The following is a 17971-nucleotide window of genomic DNA, read 5'->3' on the forward strand; positions in this document are numbered from 1 at the left end:
CTGGCGCTGGTCAGTCGTCGTTCTGTCCGGTCAGTGCCTTCAGCTCCTGCCGCTCTTCAGCGCTAAGGTCTGCCAGGCTACGCTTTTCCGATAGCAGAGACGCCAACCGCTGCTTGCGCGCCACTTCCCGGTTCGGGTTCAGCATTTCCCTGGCGCCAGCCAGGGTCTGTTCCCGTGCGGGGATGTGTTCAATGCCATCGAACAGGCTGTAAAACTGTTCTCTGGCGCGGTTATCCGTTGCCAGTTCGCGGACCAGGGAGCGCCGGTCTTTGATGGCGTGCTCCAGGATCCAGCTGGCGAACTGGCCTGCCTGCCGGTATTGGCGGCTGCTGCGGCAAAGTTCAGCAATTTCGCTGGCCATGTCCGGTGCTTCAAGCAGGGCCAGACAAAGCTGGGTATCCTTGCTGAGTTTTACGTCAATCCGTTGTTCCTGCACCCGGCGTTCGCCGTATCCGCCCTTGCCGTTTGGCTGGCGGCGGTTCTGCCAGTCGCCCCGGTTGTTGCCGCACAGCCGCAGCATTTCATGCCACATGGCATCCCTGAGGGTGCTCCTGGGCATTTTCTTCAGCAGCGGTTCTACCCGTGCCTTCAGCTCACCCCGGTCTTCCGGCAGCGTCAGGTCCAGCCCCTCGCTTTGCCGGTTGAACAGGTAGCGAGACAGGGGCGTGGCGCCGTTGATGCGTTCCTGGAACGCGTCGGGGCCCTCCTTGCGCACCAGTGTGTCCGGGTCTTCACCGTCCGGCATCATCAGGAACTGCAGATGAAGGCCGTCAGTCAGCAATTCCAGAGCATTCTCTAGGGCCTTGTCGGCCGCCCGGTAACCGGCCTGGTCGCCGTCAAAACAGAACACCAGATGCCGTACCTGCTTCAGCAGTGCCGACAGGCTGTCCTGGTTCGTGGCTGTGCCCAGCGTGGCCACGGCAAAGTGGATGCCGTTCTGCGCGAGCGCAATGACATCCATGTAGCCTTCCACCACCAGCAGTCTGTCGAGTTGGCGGATCGACTGCTTGGCTTCATAAAGGCCGTAGATTTCGCGGCTTTTATGAAACACATCAGACTCCGGAGAGTTGATGTACTTGGCCTTGTCATCACCCAGTGTGCGCCCGCCGAATGCAATGGTCCGCCCGCGACTGTTGCGGATCGGGAACATCACCCGGTTGCGAAACAGGTCCCTGGGCCGCCCGTAGCGGTCGGACACGGCGCCGGTTTCAACCAATGGCCCCTGCAGGTCCTTGCTGGCGCTGTCGAACAGGGCGGTGCCGGTGCCAGGGGCGTAACCCAGCTGGTACTGTTCAATAATGCTGTCGTCCAAGCCCCTCTGTTTGAGGTAGTCCCGGGCGAATTCACCTTGTTGGCCCTTCAGGGCGGACTGATAGAAGCGGCTGGCGTAATCCAGGGCGTCCGTCAGTGTTCGCGCCTGCTGCATTTCCTGGCGCGCGCTCTGGTCGTAGGGCACTTCCATGCCGGCTCTGCGGGCCAGTTCCTCTACCGCGTCGGTAAAGCCCAGGCCATCGAATTCGCGGACAAAACTGATGGCATCGCCATGGGCGCCACAGCCAAAGCAGTGGTAAAAGCCCTTGTCCGGCCGAACGTTGAAAGACGGCGTTTTCTCATCATGGAAGGGGCAGCGGGCCTTGTAGTTGCCGCCGGCCTTTTTCAGGGTGATACGTGATCCGATCAGCTCCGCCAGGTCTATCCGGTCGAGCAGGTCTTCAACAAAGCGTTGCGGGATCAGTCCACTCATGATGTCTCCGGTCGCGCGGAAAGTGCCGGGCCTGGAAGTACAGCCAAAAATGCCGCCGAAGCCAGGCCTCGGCGGCATTTTGGTATCGCTCTGTGCAACCTGCGGCTATACAGGCGATTATAGGCTTGCAGTCAAGCGGCGTCCGGTAAAGCTTAGTACAGGCGCTCGAACTTGCGCTGTTCCCGCTGAAGCTTCTTGAGATGACGCTTGACGGCTGCGGCTGCCTTGCGCTTGCGCACGGCTGTCGGCTTCTCGTAGTGCTCACGGCGACGTACTTCCGACAGAACGCCTGCTTTCTCGCAGGAGCGCTTGAAGCGACGAAGGGCTACGTCAAACGGTTCATTCTCTTTCACTTTAACAGCTGGCATTCGAAAATCACCTACCTGATTGATTCGGTTTCTGTTTTGTCTGATCGACCGGTCTGTCAGATCGACTCGATACCTGGTCAGATTGGCTAAAACTCGACCAGTGCGTATTTAAGGCCGGCAATGATAGCGCCTGCCCATGGCCGAGGTCAATGTTTGTTCGATGAAACTGACGGAGGGTTTCGGGTTTCTGCTAAAATGCTCCGCTGATGTTCACCAGCCCGGAGTTGTGGCCCTTATTTATGCTGATTCTCGGTATTGAAACCTCCTGTGATGAAACCGGCGTTGCCCTCTATGACAGCGAACGCGGGCTGCTGGCGCATGCGTTGTTCAGCCAGATTGATATGCACGCGGATTACGGCGGTGTGGTGCCGGAGCTGGCCTCCCGCGACCATGTCCGCAAACTGCTGCCGCTGTGTGATCAGGTGCTTGCCGATGCCGGCAGGGTTCGCGCTGATATCGAAGGCATTGCCTACACCGCCGGTCCCGGTCTGGTGGGAGCGCTGATGGTAGGTGGTTCTGTGGCCCATGCCCTGGGATTTGCTCTAGGTGTGCCGGTGCTGGGTGTCCATCACATGGAGGGGCATCTGTTGGCACCAATGCTGGAAGACAATCCCCCGGCGTTTCCTTTTGTTGCCCTGCTGGTTTCCGGCGGCCATACCCAGTTAGTGCTGGTTAAGGGCATTGGCGAGTATGAAATGCTGGGTGAGTCGGTGGACGATGCCGCCGGCGAGGCCTTTGACAAAACCGCCAAGATGCTGGGGCTGGATTATCCCGGCGGGCCTAGGGTAGCGGCGCTGGCTGAAAAGGGCACGTCGGGCCGGTATCGGTTCCCGCGCCCGATGACCGACCGGCCGGGGCTGGATTTCAGTTTCAGTGGCCTGAAGACGTTTACCCTCAATACGGTAACTGCGGCAGAACGTGATGGGGGGTTGGATGACCAGGCCCGTGCCGATATCGCCCTGGCGTTCGAGGCGGCGGTGGTGGATACGCTGACCATCAAATGTCGCCGTGCCCTGGAGCAGACCGGTTGCAAGCGTTTGGTGATTGCCGGCGGCGTTAGTGCCAATAAGCGGTTGCGTGCCGGGCTTGAGAAAATGACAGAGAAACTTCGTGCCGCGGTGTTCTACGCCCGCCCCGAGTTTTGTACGGATAATGGTGCCATGATTGCTTACGCGGGTTGCCAGCGCATGAACGCAGGCCAGCAGGATGGTGATCGGATTGTGGCGGTGCCGCGCTGGCCGATGAATACACTGCCACCGGTTGGCGAACCACGGACGAATGGGCTGGTGGACTAGAAGCCCGGTTCCCGGCCCTGGGCCATACGGATCAGATTGTTGCGGTGACGTACCACAATCAGGATGGCCAGCAGGCCGAACAGTGGCAGGGTGTCGGGTTCGATCAGGGCACTGATGATGGGGCCGCTGACAATGGCCACAATCGAAGCCAGCGCCGAAATTTTCCAGCGCCACATCACCAGGGCCCAGATGGCGGCCAATAGAAGCGTGGTCGCTGGAGCCAGCGCAAGCCCGGCGCCCAGTGCCGTCGCCACGCCTTTTCCACCCTTGAATCGATAGAACAACGGAATCATGTGCCCGGTCACCGCGCACAGCGCCACCATGGCCTGGGAAAGGATGGTCAGGTCTGCCTGGTGGGCAAACCACACCGGAAGCCAGCCCTTGGCGGCATCCAGGAATAACGTCAGTGCCGCTGGCGGCCATCCGCCGGTACGGTAGACATTGGTGGCGCCGGGGTTCCCGGAGCCCTGGGCGCGTGGGTCTGGAAGATGCCAGGCGCGACAGACCGGCAGTGCAAACAGCATCGAGCCCGCCAGGTAGGCCAGGGCGCACAGTAGAACGGTCAGTACCGGGTCACTCAGATAGCTCATCGGTGGCGATCATTGGCAAAGTGAAAAAGACGCAAAGACGCGTACTGGTCATTTGTGAGAAAATGCCGGCCCCGCGACGAAGCAGGTCAGATTTTACACAGTATCCGCTGCCTGCGCGTTATTCAATCAGCAAAGAGTGTAAGCCCAGGAGTGCCTCCGTTGACAGATAGTGTACTGATCGAAGGTCTGGCCGTTGAGGCAATCATCGGCGTGTACGACTGGGAGCGGGAAGTCAGTCAGCGACTGTTGGTAGACCTGGAGATGGCTTGGGATAACAGGGCACCGGCGGCGTCGGATGATGTCAGTGATGCTCTGAACTACGCTTTGGTCAGTGAGCGGGTCTCAGACTACCTTGTCGAGGCTCGCCCCCAATTGCTGGAAACCGCTGCGGAAGGCATTGCCGGTTTGCTACAGAGTGAATTCAACGTGCGCTGGGTCAGGTTGACCCTTCGTAAGCCAGGCGCCGTTCCGGCTGCAGCAGCCGTGGGTGTAAGGATTGAACGGGGGAGCCTCTGATGGCGCGGGTGTATATCAGTATCGGTAGTAACATTGACCGCGAGCGCTATATCACTGCGGCGCTGGATGCACTGGCTGGCTGGTTTGACGAACCGCTTATCTCATCTGTCTACGAGAGCGAGTCGGTCGGTTTTGATGGCTCGCCCTTCTACAATCTGGTGGTGGGCGTCGATACCGACCTGAGCGTGGCCGAGCTGTCGGCCCGCTTCAAGCAACTTGAGGCGGACAATGGTCGACGGCGGGATGTGCCAAAGTTCAGTCCCCGAACACTGGACCTGGATATTCTCACCTACGATCACGAGGTGGGCCGGGTCGATGGTGTCGAGCTGCCCCGGGGCGAGATCCTGAAAAACGCCTTCGTGCTGTTGCCACTGGCGGAAATTGCGCCGACCGCCGTTCATCCGGTCTGCGGCGAGCGTTACCAGGCGCTGTGGCAGGCCTATGACCGTGACCAGAAATTGTGGCCGGTGGACTTTACCTGGCGGGGCCGGCGCATCTCGCAGGCCGCTGCCCGATAAAGGGACTTTACGCCCCGTGATGTGAGCGGTATATCTGGATCAGGCTGGCCGTTGAGCTGTCGATGGCCTCGTCGCCTTCGGCAGTATCGCCGGTCAGGCGGTCCAGTATGCCCTTGCCCATCTGTTTCCCCAGTTCCACGCCCCACTGATCGAACGAATCCACATCCCAGATAATGCCCTGCACAAAGGTACGGTGTTCATAGAGAGCGATCAGCGCGCCGACGGTTTCCGGCGTCGATTTCTCCATCAGCAGGGTATTGCTGGGTTTGTTGCCGGGAATCACCTTGTGAGGCGCCAGTTTGTCGATCTCTCCAGAGCTCATGCCTTCGGCTTTCAGTTCCGCTTTGGCTTCGTCCAGGGTCTTGCCGGACATCAGAGCTCGTGACTGGCTCAGGCAGTTGGCAAACAGCGTAACGTGGTGACTGGCGACCGGGTTGTGGGTCTCCAGAGGAATAATGAAGTCCGCCGGAATCAGGCGCGTGCCTTGATGCAGTAGTTGGTGGAAGGCGTGTTGGCCGTTGGCACCCACGCCGCCCCAGATCACCGGGCCGCTTTGGTAAGTTAGCGGCTCACCGCCCTGGGTCACGCTCTTGCCGTTACTTTCCATGTCCAGTTGTTGCAGGTGAGCGGGCAGGCTGCGGAGGTAATGGTCGTAGGGCAGGATGGTGTAGGTTTCCGCGCCCCAGAAGTTGTTGTACCAGACCCCCAGCATGGCCATGACCACAGGCAGGTTCTGCTCCAGTGGCGCGGTATGGAAATGTTGGTCCATGGCGTTGGCGCCGGAGAGCAGGGCACGGAAATTCTCTATGCCGATGGTCAGTGCCACGGGCAGGCCGATGGCGGACCACAGCGAGTAGCGTCCGCCCACCCAGTCCCACATGGGGAAGATGTTGTCTTCGGAGATGCCGAATTTAACGGCTTCCGGGGTATTGGCGGTAACCGCCACGAAGTGCTTCGCGATCTGGTCTTCGCTGCCGCCATTGTCCAGGAACCAGTCCCGGGCCACCTTGCTGTTCTCCAGGGTTTCCTGGGTACGGAAGGATTTCGACTGGATCAGGAACAGGGTGGTTTCCGGATTGACCCGGCGCAGTACCTCGGCTATCTGGGTGCCGTCGATGTTGGCGACGTAGTGGCCCTTCAACTGGCCATGCCAGTAAGGGCGTAGAGCTTCCGATACCAGTTTGGGGCCGAGGAAGGAGCCGCCAATGCCAATACTGACCACATCGGTAAAGGCCTTGCCGGTATGCCCCTGCCAGCGCTTGCTAAGTACGTCGTCTACGAACCGCGCCATGCGATTCAGCGTGCCTTCCACTTCCGGAGTGATGTCCGTGCCGTCAACGTGGATGGAAGCACCGCTGGTGTCCCGCAGGGCGATGTGCAGCGCCGGGCGCTTTTCAGTGACATTGATGTGGTCGCCACGAAACATGGCTTCGATTTGCTCCGGTACACCGCATTTCCTGGCCAATGCCATCAGCTTCGCCAGGGTGTCATCGGTCATGCGGTTGCGGGAGTAATCCAGCGACAGGCCGCCGCCGCGAATGAAAAAACGGCTGGCTCGGTTCGGGTCGCCGTTGAAAAGCTCCCTCATGTGGGTGCTTTCCAGTTCCGCCTGATGTGTCTTCAGTGCCTGCCACTCGGGCCGGCTGGTGAGTGGTACAGAGCCCTGGGACATTGTGGAATCCTTTCTGTCAGTGAATGTCGGATCAGCGGGTGATCGACAGGTTGTCGATCAGTCGTGTGGTACCCAGAAACGCTGCCACCAGTAGAGTCAGTTCGGTATCGTCGGCGCTGGCCGGTTTCAGGGTCAGGCTGTTGGCGATGTTGAAGTAATCCGGGCGTAACCCCGCTTTACTGAGGGCATCGTTGGCCTCTTGGGACAGCACTGTGAAATCGGTCCGGCCTTCGTGAATCTGTTCTGCGGTGTTCTTCAGTGTCTGATAGAGAGTCGGTGCAATGGCGCGTTCGTCCTCGGTAAGGAACCCGTTGCGGGAGCTTTTCGCCAGACCGTCCTCTTCGCGAACGGTCGGGCCGCCGATGACTTCCACCGGTATCATCAGATCCTGGGTAAGTTTGCGAATGACTGCCAATTGTTGGTAATCCTTCTCGCCAAACACCGCGATATCCGGCTGAACCATATTGAACAGCATGGTGACGACCGTGGCTACGCCCTCAAAGTGTCCGGGCCGGCTGGCGCCGCAATGGCCCTCACTGACTTCCGGAACAATAATACGGGTGTGCCTGGCCAGTCCCTCGGGATAGATTTCTTCATTGGAGGGGGCGAACACCAGGGTGCTGCCTGCAGCCTCAAGCCGCTCCTGATCTTCAATCAGTGTGCGGGGATAGGTGTCCAGGTCTTCCGTAGCGCCGAACTGCATCGGGTTCACGAAGATACTGGTCACGACGATGTCGGCTGCTTCACGGGCCTTTCTGACCAATGAAATATGCCCGTCATGCAGGTTGCCCATGGTGGGAACCAGCCCAATACGTTTCCCTTGCTGGCGATAGCTGCGCAGCATGGCACGGAGTTCTTTAAGCGTATGTACGGTTCTCATGCCTTGAACGTATGCTCCTCGGCGGGGAATGAGCGGTCGCGAACTGCGGCCACATAGGCTTCGATGGCACCTTTGATGGAGCCGGACTCCGCCAGGAAGTCCTTCACAAAGCGTGGTTTTCGGCCGGTGACCATGCCCAGCATATCGTGGACCACCAGTACCTGACCGTCGGTGTCTGCGCCGGCACCAATGCCGATCACCGGCGCTTGTACGGCCTGGGTGATCCTGGCTGCCAGCGGCGCAGGTACGCATTCCAGCAGGATGGCATCGGCGCCCGCGGCCACCAGTTCACAGGCGTGTTCAATCATAAGCTCGGCGTGCTTTTCGTCCCGGCCCTGGACCTTGTAGCCGCCAAACTTGTTGACGAACTGCGGGGTCAGGCCCAGATGGGCGCATACCGGCACGCCGCGTTCGCTCAGGGCGTGAATGGTGTCCTTCATCCAGTCGGTGCCTTCCAGCTTGACCATGTGAGCACCGGCGCGCATCAGCTCGGCGGCGTTCTCCAGGGCGGCCTCGGTAGTACCGTAGGTCATGAACGGCATGTCGGCCATGATCAGCGAGCCCCGGTTGCCTTTGGCTACGGACGACACGTGGTACACCATCTGATCCATGGTCACGGGGAGTGTGCTGTCGTGCCCCTGAAGCACCATGCCAAGAGAGTCGCCAATCAGGATAACATCAACGCCGGCCTCACTGACGATTTGAGCAAAGGTGGCATCGTAGGATGTCAGAACGGAGAAAGCTTCGCCCTTCTGCTTGTAATCGCGCAGAGTATTGATGGTAACAGCCATAGAATCCTTGCCTTGTGGGTGGATGGGCCAGACCGGGCCGGGTGTATGCCGGCATCCAGGCCTTTAGGGTAATCCGGGGGTGTGTTTGTGGCAATAGCCGCACGCCGAGCCGTTGGTCTCAGCCGGGCGGGAAAGGTGCCCGTTCCACCGGATTGAGTTTTTGCAGGTTGTTATCAGGGCATTGTTGTCGCAGTTGCGCGATGGTGCGGCTGTCTGGCAGTGCCAGTCCGGGCTCCAGGTCCAGTAACGGCTGCAAGACAAAGTCGCGGTTGGCGAGTTCGGCGTGGGGTACGGTCAGGCGTTCGCTGGTGATGGTTTCATTGCCATAGAGGAGCAGGTCCAGATCCAGGGTTCTCGGCCCCCAGTGCTGTATGCGTTCGCGGCCATGAGCCTGTTCAATGGCCTGCAGCTGGTCCAGCAGTTCCAGGGCGGAAAGTTCCGTGCGTAACCAGGCTGCGCCGTTTACGAAATCGGGCTGGTCCTGCGGGCCCACCGGCTTACTGCGATAAAAAGGGGACTGGGCCACCAGTTCAGTTTCCGACAGCGCAGCCAGCCGGGCCACGGCACCGGCCAGTTGCGCGGAAGGGTCAGCCTGGTTGCTGCCGAGCCCGATAAAAACATCCGTGGCCGTCATCGGTCAGGCCTTTTTCGCGGGCTTCTTGCGGCGGCGTTTCTTGGGGCCGTCACTGCCCAGTTGTGTCAACATACGTTCCTGGCCGCGCTCGTCCGTTTCCTGGAATTCCGTCCACCACTGGCCCAGTCCGGGTTCGATTTCGCCCGAGGCTTCCCTTACTAGCAGGAAGTCATAGGCGGCCCGGAAGCGGGGATGGGACATGGTGGCGAATGCGCGCTTACCCTGGCGACGTGGCAGGCGCATCTGCAGTTCCCAGATCTCCTTCATCGGGCCGGAGAAGCGCTTGGGGATCGAGGTGGCCTGAACCTGTCGGCCGATCACCTTGGCGATGGCCATGTGCAATGCCGGTTGTACCGGCTCCCCATTATCCTGGCGTTTCCGCCATTCCGCCTGCAGGGCTGGCCAGAGCATGGCTGCAAACAGGAAGTAGGGCGTTACTGACTTGCCCTGAGCGATGCGGGCATCGGTATTTCGCAGGGCCTTGCGGATCAGTTCATCCGGCTCGCCGTTGTTGATGGCCTGCACCGTCTCCGGGAACAAAGGCGCCAGCAGGTTGTATTCGCTGAGCAGGTCGTAAGTGGCTTCACCGAAACCTGCGGAGAACAGCTTAAGCACTTCTTCGAACAGGCGAGCTGGCGGAATGTGCGTGAGCAGTGGTGCCAGTTCCCGGATCGGGGCTTCGGTGTCGGGTTCGATATCGAAGCCCAGCTTGGCGGCGAAGCGTACGGCGCGGAGCATACGTACCGGGTCTTCCCGGTAGCGGGTTTCCGGGTCACCAATCAGGCGCATCTGACGGTTTTCCAGGTCTTCAATGCCGTTCGCGAAATCCACCACGGTGAAGTCGCGGATGCAGTAATAGAGGGCATTCACGGTGAAGTCCCTGCGCAAGGCGTCTTCTTCCAGATTGCCGTAGACGTTATCCCGCAGCAGCAGGCCATGCTCGCTGGTTCTGCGGTCATCGTCGTCGTCATCTTCCTGCGCTTCTGCCGCATTTCCGCGAAAGGTGGTGACCTCAATGACTTCCCGGCCGAACAGGACGTGAACAATGCGGAAGCGCCGGCCAATCAGCCTGGAGTTGCGGAACAGGTCATGCACCTCTTCCGGCGTGGCGTTGGTGGCGATATCAAAATCCTTGGGTTTGCCGCCAAGGAGTATGTCGCGAACACCACCGCCCACCAGATACGCTTCGTAACCGGCATTGTTCAGCCGGCTGAGCACTTTCTTGGCGGGCTCGCTGATGAATGAGCGGGAGACGTTATGCTGGTCCCGGGGTATATCCTGACGTTGATAGGTTCGGGCTTTTTTCTTCCCGTTTCCTGACACGTATGACAATAGTCGTTTAAGCATTGAATTCCGTTATTGCGCTGAGCAAAAGCGAGAGTTTAACGGTTTGGGCGGGATTTGCACACGTTTGGCGACACAAGCTGGTGAAAACAACCAAGGGAAGGGCGCAAATGGTCAGTTCGAAAAAACGGTTGGGCCAGATAATCAAAAGGCGGATTCGTTTACACGAACCCGCCCTGAAAGCGTTGACGATCTGCATTGTTTTTGTTTTTACCGGGATTTTTCTTCGTTTTTCTACCCCACTGTCAATCCCCAAGCTTAGGGATTCCAGGAGTGCAAACGGAAAGCTTTGAATACACAGAGCAGTCAGAGACATCGGGCAAGTCATTGGGTAAATGCAGTGCCGCCTGGAAGACGATTCTTCTCTACATCTACAACTCGCACGTGCCGTGGGACCACTAAAAAGCAAAGTACCCAAAACACTCAGTTCGCTCACGTTCTGTTTTTGTTTTTGTTACCGAACGTCTTCTACAGCTTTTTGTTCTTGTTGTTGGCGCTGCGTTGTCACTGTTGTTTTTGTTGTTGTGCGCCCTATAGACTGCAGTCCGTGTGCCAGTTTTTGAAAACTGTTTATTAACAGTAGGTTAGTATTATCGGTCTATTTGAGAAGGTGGATCGTAAGACTTAAGTGTTACTGAGGTCGCGTTTTTTAGATCTGGGGTGTTACCGTCAGGAACACTGGGTAACAACTGAGCTCAGGTTCACACTTTCCCGGTAACAACGCTTTCTGAGGGGTACCGGAAAAGTATCAGTTCCCCGAACTTTTCTTTCGTGGGATGCCCAGGCGTTGCCGCCGCTCCCACAGAGATTTACGGCTGATCCCCAACTTTTGGGCCAGCTCGGTTTCACTCATACGATCCTGGTTTTCCAGCACAAAGTGTTGGAAGTAATCTTCAAGGGAGAGGTCACTGGTGGCCTCGGCTTCCCGGGAGGGCGCCTGCTCGTTGTTGCCGTCCACCAGGGTTTCGGGGATGTTGACGTCGCCGCCTTCGCCGTCCAGATCCAGCAGGGACGGGGTGATCAGGTCGCTGTCACAGAGGATGGTGGCGCGCTCGATGGCGTTTTCCAGCTCCCTGACGTTGCCGGGCCAGCGGTGTCGTTCCAGCGCACGCATGGCCTCTGGTGTCAGGTTCAGGCCGGGTTTACTCATCTTTTCGCCCTGGCGTTGCAGGAATCGCTGGGCCAGGCCAAGAATATCCGACTGCCTTTCCCGCAGCGGCGGTATGCGAACCTGCATGACGTTCAGTCGGTAAAACAAGTCTTCGCGGAACCCACCGGTTCGTGTCATGGCCTTCAGGTTACGATGGGTGGCTGCAATCATGCGCACGTCCACCTGGCGGCTCTGGGTGGAGCCCACCTTGCGAATCTCGCCTTCCTGCAACACCCGCAGCAGACGGGCCTGAGCCTCAGCGGGCAATTCGCCGATTTCGTCCAGAAACAGGCTGCCGCCGTCGGCTGCTTCGATCAGGCCGGTCCGGGCCGATACCGCCCCGGTAAACGACCCCTTTTCATGGCCGAACAGTTCCGACTCGATCAGGCTTTCCGGAATCGCGGCGCAGTTCACGGAAATAAGAGGTCTGGCGGCCCGGGGGCTCATCAGGTGAAGCGCGCGAGCAGCCAGCTCCTTGCCGGTTCCGGATTCGCCCTGGATCAGCACTGTGGTCTCTGTCGGCGCCACTTTGCGTATCAGGGTGAACACCTTCTGCATGGCATCGCAGTGACCAAACATGATGCTGGCCGGGTCGCTGTCCGGTGCAGCTGCATCTGCCTGATTCGATGATGACTGGGCATTCGAGGAAGAAATCTGCGGCTTTCTGGCGAGAATGCCCTCGACCGCTTCCAGCATTTCATCGTGATCGAAGGGTTTGGCAATGTACTCCACGGCGCCCATTTTCATGGAGTCCACGGCGGAGCGGAGGCTGGCATAGCTGGTCATGATCAGCACCGGAGTGTCCGGTGCGCGCCGTATCAGTTCCGTTCCGGCTGCGCCGGGCAGTCGAAGGTCGGAGATGATCAGGTCAAATTCGCCGGGGTCGTGGTTGTCTTCGGCTTCTTCAACGGAGCCAGCATCGGCAACCTCGTAACCGGCGTGCTGAAGCAGCTTGCGAACAGCTGAACGGATGATCTCTTCGTCTTCTACAATCAGAATGCGAGGCATAACGCGTTTACGACCCTTCGTTCTGGCTGATGGTGGTACCGGTGTCCGGCTCGTAGGCCGGCAACCTCATGCGCACACAGGTGCCGCGGCTAGTGTCAGCATCAGCCGGGCTGTCCACTTGAATGTTGCCGTAATGCTCTTCAATGATGCTGTACACCAGCGACAGGCCCAGGCCCGTTCCTTTGTTGGGGGCCTTGGTGGTGTAAAAAGGCTCGAAGATATGGTCCAGCTGGTCTTTCGGTATGCCGGAGCCGTCATCGGTGACCTCGATAATAGCGGAGTAGCCATCACGGTTTCCACTGATACGCACTTCTCCACCGATGGGTGAGGCGTCCCGGGCATTGGCCAGCAGGTTGATAAACACCTGCACCAGCCGTTGTTCATCCCCCAGGATGGTCAGCTCATTCGGACATTCGTTGCGGTAGTGAATGCCCATGCCCTTGTCACTGAGGGACAGCAGGTTGATGGACTCGTCCACACAACGGTGTATGTCCACCGGTTCGTAGCGGTTGGCGTGGGCATGGTTTCCGGTACGGGCAAAGTTCATCAGCGACTGCAGGATGGTGGAGATCCGCCGGGTCTGCTGTTGGATCTGATCCGCGGTGGACAGAATGTCCGGGTCGTCGGTTTCCAGCTTCAGGTTCTGGGCCAGGGAGGAGATACCGGTGACCGGATTGCCAATTTCGTGGGCGACACCGGCCGCGAGCCGGCCCACGGAGGCCAGGCGCTCGCTGTGCATCAGTTCGTCTTCCAGCAGGCGGGTTTCCGTCTGATCTTCCACCAGGATAATGCTGCCGCCCTCGGTGTGATCGGGGCCGCTCAAGGCTGCTTTGTGCAGGTTAAGCCAGTGGGGGCGGCCTTTCAGATCCAGGCGGTGCTTGTACCGGTGCAGGTCCTCACCGCTGTTGAAATCATCCAGCAGCAGGTGCCAGTGCTCGGGCAGGGCCATCAGTCGGGCACCCACCACATCGTCGGCTGTAATGCCGGTGAGGGCTTCCATGGCGTTGTTCCACATGAGTATTTCGCCGTCTTCGCCAACAGAGCAAGCGGGAATCGGAAGGTTCTGAAGGGTCTGGCGATAGTGGCGGCGCAGGTTGTCCAGTTCCCCGGCGAGCCCGGTCAGGCGATTCTGGTAATCCCCGAGGGCCCGTTCGACATAGCGTATATCCTGTGCGGTGCCGCCGCTGGCCATGGGTTTATAGCCCAGGTGCCGTTTAACCAGATCACGAGCGACAGCGGGGCCCAGCAATCCCGAAAGGTTTACCTCCACTCGGTCGCGCAAGCGCCGAAGTTGGTAGGGCCGGTATTCCACGTTGGGCAGCTTGAGCTGGGTAAGGGCTTTTTCCACTTCCCGTCTTGCAACCCCCAACCCTAATGGAACCGCAAGCTGGCGGGTGAAGTCCGCAGACGAGGTTGCCAGTAACTCTCTGCGCTGGGGGCGGGAAAGCGCGCCCAGAGAACATGCCTGGGCAGCCCCGGCTTCTTCGGCGGAACTGGTGCTCAGTACTGAAATCAGGGTGAATATGGTGACATTCACCGTCAGGCTAACGAAGGTGAAGATGTGCCAGTTGCTGTAGTCCGGTACCAGCGGGGCACCGATGAAATCCAGCAGGTTGGCGGTATGGGAGAAGGGCAACACCAGGGTAATCACCCAAATGACCAGGCCGGAGACCAGCCCGGCGATCAGGCCACGGCGATTGCCTTCTGGCCAGTAGATCACACCAAGGGCGCCGGGGAGTAGCTGGAGCATGCCTGATAGTGAAATGGCGCCGAGGATTGACAGGTCCAGGTTTTTGCCCAGGGTTTCATGGAACAGCAGCGCAGCGAAGATGATGGCCGCGATAAGCAGGCGCTTGACCCATTTCAGCCAGTGGTAGATGTCACCGTGGTCCTTGGGGGTTCGTAGTGGAAGAACCGCATGGTTCAGCACCATGCCCGCCAGAGCCAGGGTGCTGACGATCATCAGGCCGCTGGCGGCGGACAGGCCGGCAATGTACATCATCAATGTTAGCGCCGGACTGCCGAGGGCCTGGGCGGTGCCGATGGCGTAGAAGTTCGGTCCCGTGGTGGCAGCCAACGCCTGGCCGCCCCAGAGAATCAGTGGAATCGGCAGGCCGAGCAGCAGCAGGTAGAGGGGCAGTCCCCAACTGGCCTTTGCCAGTGCTTTGGGCGACGGGTTTTCACTGAAGGTCATGTGGTACATGTGGGGCAGTACCAGGGCACCGGCGAAGGACATCAGCATCAAGGCGCGCCAACTGCCGTCATCGATGCTCATGGTCATGGTGCTAACCGGAGTGCTCTGGTCCGCCAGCCAGGTTTCCAGTCCTGCCATACCATCGAATACGCCAAACAGGATGACTCCGCCAAGAATCAGCAGTGAGAAGAGTTTCACCAGGGAGTCGAAGGCAATGGCCAGTACCAGGCCCTGGTGGTTCTCGGAACCCTGGCTGCGACGAGTGCCGAACAGCATGGCAAACAAAACCACGATAATGCTGAAAAGCACACTGATGAGCTGGGGCGACGTGTCTGGCGCCAACAGGCTGGCAGACGTGGATACCGCCTGGATCTGCATGCTCAGCAAGGCCAATATGGCGGTGCCGGAACAGATGGTTACCAGCGTGCCCGCCCACTGGCTTCGATACCGGTAGGCGAACAGGTCGGCAAGGGAGGTGAGCTGGTAGGCGCGGCCAATCCGCATCACCGGGTTGAGCAGAACCGGTGCCAGCAGAAAGGCGCCGCTGATGCCCAGGTAGTAGGCCAGGAAGCCAAACCCCGATTCAGCGGCCATGCCCACCGCGGCGTACACGGCCCAGATGCCGGCGTAGACGCCAAGGCTAAGCGTGTAGACCAGAGGGTGCCTGATCCAGCTGCGGGGCAGCGCGCCTTTTTCGGTCACCCACGCAATGCCGAAAAGCAGGACCAGATACAACAGGCTGGCCAGTAATAGGCTGGGAGCGCTAAAACTCATTGGGATCCCGTCGCCACTCCAGCCAGAAGCCGATGGCAATCAGGCCGGCCCAGATTACGTAGGGGCTGTACCAGGCATTCCCTGGCGACGTCCACCAGTCAAGAATGTTGGGAGAGAATATGTAGATGGCCAGAACCAGAAGGAAGACCAGACGGTAGATATACATCAGGCATGATATCCGCACTGTCGCTTGTGAAAAGGTTTATAACACGTCGTTCACCGGGCTGTCAGGTGAATCCGCTCCGGCGCCCAGTTGGCAGCGGCCCGGGCAAGCAGGGTACCGATGTCTGATGCCTCTGCCAACAAACGTTGTTCCTGTCCCAATGCGACGAGGGCCCGTTTCAGGTTGTCTATTGCTTTTCGGTCATCCAGGGCTGGTGCGTGGTTTTGCTTGCTGAGCTTCTGGCCTTCGGCGTTGAGAATAACCGGAATGTGCATCCACTGAGGTGGTGGCGCGCCCAGTGAACGATAGATCTGCTGTTGCTGTGCGGTCATGTCCAACAGGTCTGAGCCCCTGACGACGTGGCTGATGCCCTGGTCGATGTCGTCGGCAACCACCGCCAGTTGGTAGGCGTAGAAGCCTTCCTTGCGGAGGATGACCGGATCGTCCAGTTCAGCGTGTACCTGCTGCACTTGCGGCCCCAGTAATTGATCGTGCCACTCGCTGTGTTCGTCGTGAAGGGCAAAACGGACAGCGAACGGGCGTTCGCCCGGTTCGGCCTTCCCTTCACGGCAATGCTCCGGGTGGCGCCCATTGTTTTCCCGCAGTTGCTTTCGTGAACAGGCACAGCGATAGGCCAGCCTTTGGGTGAGTAAACGATCAATCAATGCGTGGTAATGGGCGTGGCGTTCTGACTGAAAGCGCACGGGTTCGTCGGAATGCAGGCCGTGGGCGTTCAGGCTATCCAGTATCCGCTGGGTGGCTTCAGGGGATTCCCGGAGAGGATCAAGGTCTTCAATCCGCACCAGCCAGGTGCCTTTATGACTGCGCGCCTCAAGGTAACTGGCAACCGCGGTGACCAGGGAGCCAAAATGCAGAGGCCCGGTTGGAGACGGCGCAAACCGGCCGCGATAGTGGGAATCAGTCATGGCTGGTGAACACCGGCCCCGGGTTCAGGGGCCAGCATATTCAGAGGCGTGGGGTCAGATGCCAGTCTGGCGCTCGCGAATTTCAGCGAGAGTCTTGCAGTCAATGCACAATGTCGCGGTTGGCCGTGCCTCAAGGCGACGGATACCGATCTCAACGCCACACTGGTCGCAGAAGCCGTAGTCGTCCTTGTCGATGCGGTCGATGGTCTGGTCAATTTTCTTGATCAGCTTGCGCTCGCGGTCGCGGGTGCGCAGTTCCAGGCTGAATTCCTCTTCCTGGGTTGCACGGTCACTGGGATCCGCGTAATTTGCCGCATCTTCCTGCATGTGGTGCATCGTGCGGTCCACTTCTTCCATCAGCTCCTGCTTCCATTGCAGCAGCAGATCCTTGAAGTGCTCCAGCATTTCCGCACTCATGTACTCTTCACCCTTCTTCATTTCATAGGGGGTGAAGTTGGTGAAACGTTCGCGTGGTTGTTCTGCAGTCTTTGCCATTGAACCCGGCCTCATGTTTGTACTTCGCAAGAACGCTTTATTTCCGGCGGCCAGCGAATACTGGCCGGCCATTACCCTGGAAAAAGCATTCGTCCTGAAACGGGAATTTGCGGAAAATAGCAGATTAGTCACAGGGGTGCCAGCCTTGTGATGCCTACTTTTGCACGGAGACCAAAATGAAGTTGCCCGTACCATTGATCGAAGGCCGGCTAATACGGCGCTACAAGCGGTTCCTGGCTGATGTCCGGTTGCCGGATGGCAGCGAGGTCATTGCCCATTGCCCCAACACGGGCTCCATGCTGGGGTGTCAGCCCGAGGATGCCAGAGTATGGCTGAGTACCAGTGACAATCCCAAACGCAAGTTGAAGTATACCTGGGAGCTGGTCGAAACCGCGCCGGGTGAGGTGGCCTGTATCAACACGGCGCGACCGAATGCGCAGGCCCGTGAAGCCATTGAAAGTGGGGATGTTCCGGAGCTGGCCGCGTACCAGACCTGCAGGGCAGAGGTGCGTTACGGCACTGAAAAAAGCCGGATTGATCTACATCTGTCAGGTCACGAGCATCATCCGGATGCCTGGGTGGAGGTGAAAAATGTGACCCTGTGCGAGGACGGGCAGGGCTTTTTCCCCGATGCCGTAACCACTCGTGGCCAGAAGCACCTGCGGGAGTTGATGGCCCAGGCCAGGGCCGGCGAGCGTGCGGTGCTGTTTTTTGTGGTCAACCACACCGGTATCGACAGTGTGCGGCCGGCTGATCATATCGACAGCGCCTACGGTGTGCTGCTGCGTGAGGCAAAGGCCGCGGGCGTGGAGGTGCTGGCATACCGGGCGGGGCTTTCCGGCCCGCAAGGGCCGGATGGGGATATCTCGCTAGGGGAGGCTGTGCCGGTTGTCTTGGGCGCGTGAGTCG

The 17971-nt window shown here is 59.2% G+C and carries 17 protein-coding genes; 4 read left to right on the forward strand and 13 right to left on the reverse strand.

Translation table 11 applies throughout. The annotated features are described in order from the left end of the window. Positions 1–10: 10 nt before the first annotated feature. Together dnaG and rpsU are read right to left on the reverse strand one after the other, a co-directional pair. A complete protein-coding gene (gene dnaG / locus AAGD24_RS03900; protein ID WP_228210380.1) occupies positions 11–1744 on the reverse strand; it encodes a DNA primase in 1734 nt (577 codons plus the stop codon). 152 nt (positions 1745–1896) lie between these two features. Beyond that, positions 1897–2112, reverse strand: coding sequence for a 30S ribosomal protein S21 (gene rpsU / locus AAGD24_RS03905; protein WP_007153483.1), 216 nt, complete (start codon positions 2110–2112; stop codon positions 1897–1899). A 239-nt stretch (positions 2113–2351) separates the two neighbouring features. On the opposite strand from rpsU, the gene tsaD reads away from it, so the two are divergent. Beyond that, entirely contained in the window at positions 2352–3407 is a 1056-nt protein-coding gene (gene tsaD, locus AAGD24_RS03910; protein WP_228210381.1) for a tRNA (adenosine(37)-N6)-threonylcarbamoyltransferase complex transferase subunit TsaD, read from the forward strand. Here the strand turns inward: tsaD and plsY are convergent. Then, the gene (gene plsY / locus AAGD24_RS03915; protein WP_036203213.1) at positions 3404–3997 is read right to left on the reverse strand and encodes a glycerol-3-phosphate 1-O-acyltransferase PlsY; all 594 of its coding nucleotides are present in this window, start codon (positions 3995–3997) and stop codon (positions 3404–3406) included. The genes tsaD and plsY overlap by 4 nt on opposite strands. Positions 3998–4156: 159 nt before the next feature. On the opposite strand from plsY, the gene folB reads away from it, so the two are divergent. Together folB and folK (AAGD24_RS03925) are read left to right on the forward strand one after the other, a co-directional pair. Then, positions 4157–4513 (forward strand): dihydroneopterin aldolase, encoded by a 357-nt coding sequence (folB, locus tag AAGD24_RS03920; RefSeq protein ID WP_036203216.1) that lies wholly within the window; start codon positions 4157–4159, stop codon positions 4511–4513. Continuing rightward, positions 4513–5031, forward strand: coding sequence for a 2-amino-4-hydroxy-6-hydroxymethyldihydropteridine diphosphokinase (gene folK / locus AAGD24_RS03925; protein ID WP_075195712.1), 519 nt, complete (start codon positions 4513–4515; stop codon positions 5029–5031). The genes folB and folK (AAGD24_RS03925) overlap by 1 nt, the downstream gene beginning before the upstream one ends. A gap of 7 nt (positions 5032–5038) precedes the next feature. Here folK (AAGD24_RS03925) and pgi read toward each other — a convergent pair whose 3' ends face one another. The 10 genes from pgi to dksA form a co-directional block, all read right to left on the reverse strand. Further along, a complete protein-coding gene (gene pgi / locus AAGD24_RS03930) occupies positions 5039–6703 on the reverse strand; it encodes a glucose-6-phosphate isomerase (RefSeq protein ID WP_228210382.1) in 1665 nt (554 codons plus the stop codon). Positions 6704–6734: 31 nt separating this feature from the next. Continuing rightward, entirely contained in the window at positions 6735–7583 is an 849-nt protein-coding gene (gene panC / locus AAGD24_RS03935) for a pantoate--beta-alanine ligase (protein ID WP_036203225.1), read from the reverse strand. Then, positions 7580–8374 (reverse strand): 3-methyl-2-oxobutanoate hydroxymethyltransferase, encoded by a 795-nt coding sequence (gene panB / locus AAGD24_RS03940; RefSeq protein ID WP_041332649.1) that lies wholly within the window; start codon positions 8372–8374, stop codon positions 7580–7582. Before panB ends, panC begins: the two co-directional genes overlap by 4 nt. 118 nt (positions 8375–8492) lie before the next feature. Next, positions 8493–9008 carry a 2-amino-4-hydroxy-6-hydroxymethyldihydropteridine diphosphokinase gene (folK, locus tag AAGD24_RS03945; RefSeq protein WP_379866630.1) on the reverse strand — a complete coding sequence of 172 codons (516 nt, stop codon included), beginning with the start codon at positions 9006–9008 and terminating at the stop codon, positions 8493–8495. Positions 9009–9011: 3 nt separating this feature from the next. Then, on the reverse strand, positions 9012–10355 hold the full coding sequence (gene pcnB, locus AAGD24_RS03950; protein ID WP_041332651.1) for a polynucleotide adenylyltransferase PcnB: 1344 nt from the start codon (positions 10353–10355) through the stop codon (positions 9012–9014). Between the two features lie 745 nt (positions 10356–11100). Further along, positions 11101–12510, reverse strand: coding sequence for a sigma-54 dependent transcriptional regulator (locus AAGD24_RS03955; RefSeq protein ID WP_036203235.1), 1410 nt, complete (start codon positions 12508–12510; stop codon positions 11101–11103). 7 nt (positions 12511–12517) lie between these two features. Further along, positions 12518–15478 (reverse strand): ATP-binding protein, encoded by a 2961-nt coding sequence (locus tag AAGD24_RS03960; RefSeq protein ID WP_036203238.1) that lies wholly within the window; start codon positions 15476–15478, stop codon positions 12518–12520. Further along, the gene (locus AAGD24_RS03965) at positions 15468–15644 is read right to left on the reverse strand and encodes a hypothetical protein (protein ID WP_007153470.1); all 177 of its coding nucleotides are present in this window, start codon (positions 15642–15644) and stop codon (positions 15468–15470) included. The genes AAGD24_RS03960 and AAGD24_RS03965 overlap by 11 nt, the downstream gene beginning before the upstream one ends. 50 nt (positions 15645–15694) lie before the next feature. Continuing rightward, positions 15695–16567 (reverse strand): tRNA glutamyl-Q(34) synthetase GluQRS, encoded by an 873-nt coding sequence (gene gluQRS, locus AAGD24_RS03970; protein WP_126810635.1) that lies wholly within the window; start codon positions 16565–16567, stop codon positions 15695–15697. A gap of 54 nt (positions 16568–16621) precedes the next feature. Then, entirely contained in the window at positions 16622–17062 is a 441-nt protein-coding gene (gene dksA, locus AAGD24_RS03975; RefSeq protein ID WP_036203245.1) for an RNA polymerase-binding protein DksA, read from the reverse strand. Between the two features lie 176 nt (positions 17063–17238). On the opposite strand from dksA, the gene sfsA reads away from it, so the two are divergent. Further along, positions 17239–17967, forward strand: coding sequence for a DNA/RNA nuclease SfsA (sfsA, locus tag AAGD24_RS03980; RefSeq protein WP_199480626.1), 729 nt, complete (start codon positions 17239–17241; stop codon positions 17965–17967). Positions 17968–17971: the final 4 nt, after the last annotated feature.

This window comes from Marinobacter sp. M5B (assembly GCF_042604615.1).
Taxonomy (GTDB): Bacteria; Pseudomonadota; Gammaproteobacteria; order Pseudomonadales; family Oleiphilaceae; genus Marinobacter; species Marinobacter salarius.

Coding starts and splice junctions, on each gene's coding strand:
- dnaG (WP_228210380.1), bottom strand. CDS start 1,744: ATGAGTGGACTGATCCCGCAACGCTTTGTTGAAGACCTGCTCGACCGG.
- rpsU (WP_007153483.1), bottom strand. CDS start 2,112: ATGCCAGCTGTTAAAGTGAAAGAGAATGAACCGTTTGACGTAGCCCTT.
- tsaD (WP_228210381.1), top strand. CDS start 2,352: ATGCTGATTCTCGGTATTGAAACCTCCTGTGATGAAACCGGCGTTGCC.
- plsY (WP_036203213.1), bottom strand. CDS start 3,997: ATGAGCTATCTGAGTGACCCGGTACTGACCGTTCTACTGTGCGCCCTG.
- folK (WP_075195712.1), top strand. CDS start 4,513: ATGGCGCGGGTGTATATCAGTATCGGTAGTAACATTGACCGCGAGCGC.
- pgi (WP_228210382.1), bottom strand. CDS start 6,703: ATGTCCCAGGGCTCTGTACCACTCACCAGCCGGCCCGAGTGGCAGGCA.
- panC (WP_036203225.1), bottom strand. CDS start 7,583: ATGAGAACCGTACATACGCTTAAAGAACTCCGTGCCATGCTGCGCAGC.
- panB (WP_041332649.1), bottom strand. CDS start 8,374: ATGGCTGTTACCATCAATACTCTGCGCGATTACAAGCAGAAGGGCGAA.
- folK (WP_379866630.1), bottom strand. CDS start 9,008: ATGACGGCCACGGATGTTTTTATCGGGCTCGGCAGCAACCAGGCTGAC.
- pcnB (WP_041332651.1), bottom strand. CDS start 10,355: ATGCTTAAACGACTATTGTCATACGTGTCAGGAAACGGGAAGAAAAAA.
- AAGD24_RS03955 (WP_036203235.1), bottom strand. CDS start 12,510: ATGCCTCGCATTCTGATTGTAGAAGACGAAGAGATCATCCGTTCAGCT.
- AAGD24_RS03960 (WP_036203238.1), bottom strand. CDS start 15,478: ATGAGTTTTAGCGCTCCCAGCCTATTACTGGCCAGCCTGTTGTATCTG.
- AAGD24_RS03965 (WP_007153470.1), bottom strand. CDS start 15,644: ATGTATATCTACCGTCTGGTCTTCCTTCTGGTTCTGGCCATCTACATA.
- gluQRS (WP_126810635.1), bottom strand. CDS start 16,567: ATGACTGATTCCCACTATCGCGGCCGGTTTGCGCCGTCTCCAACCGGG.
- dksA (WP_036203245.1), bottom strand. CDS start 17,062: ATGGCAAAGACTGCAGAACAACCACGCGAACGTTTCACCAACTTCACC.
- sfsA (WP_199480626.1), top strand. CDS start 17,239: ATGAAGTTGCCCGTACCATTGATCGAAGGCCGGCTAATACGGCGCTAC.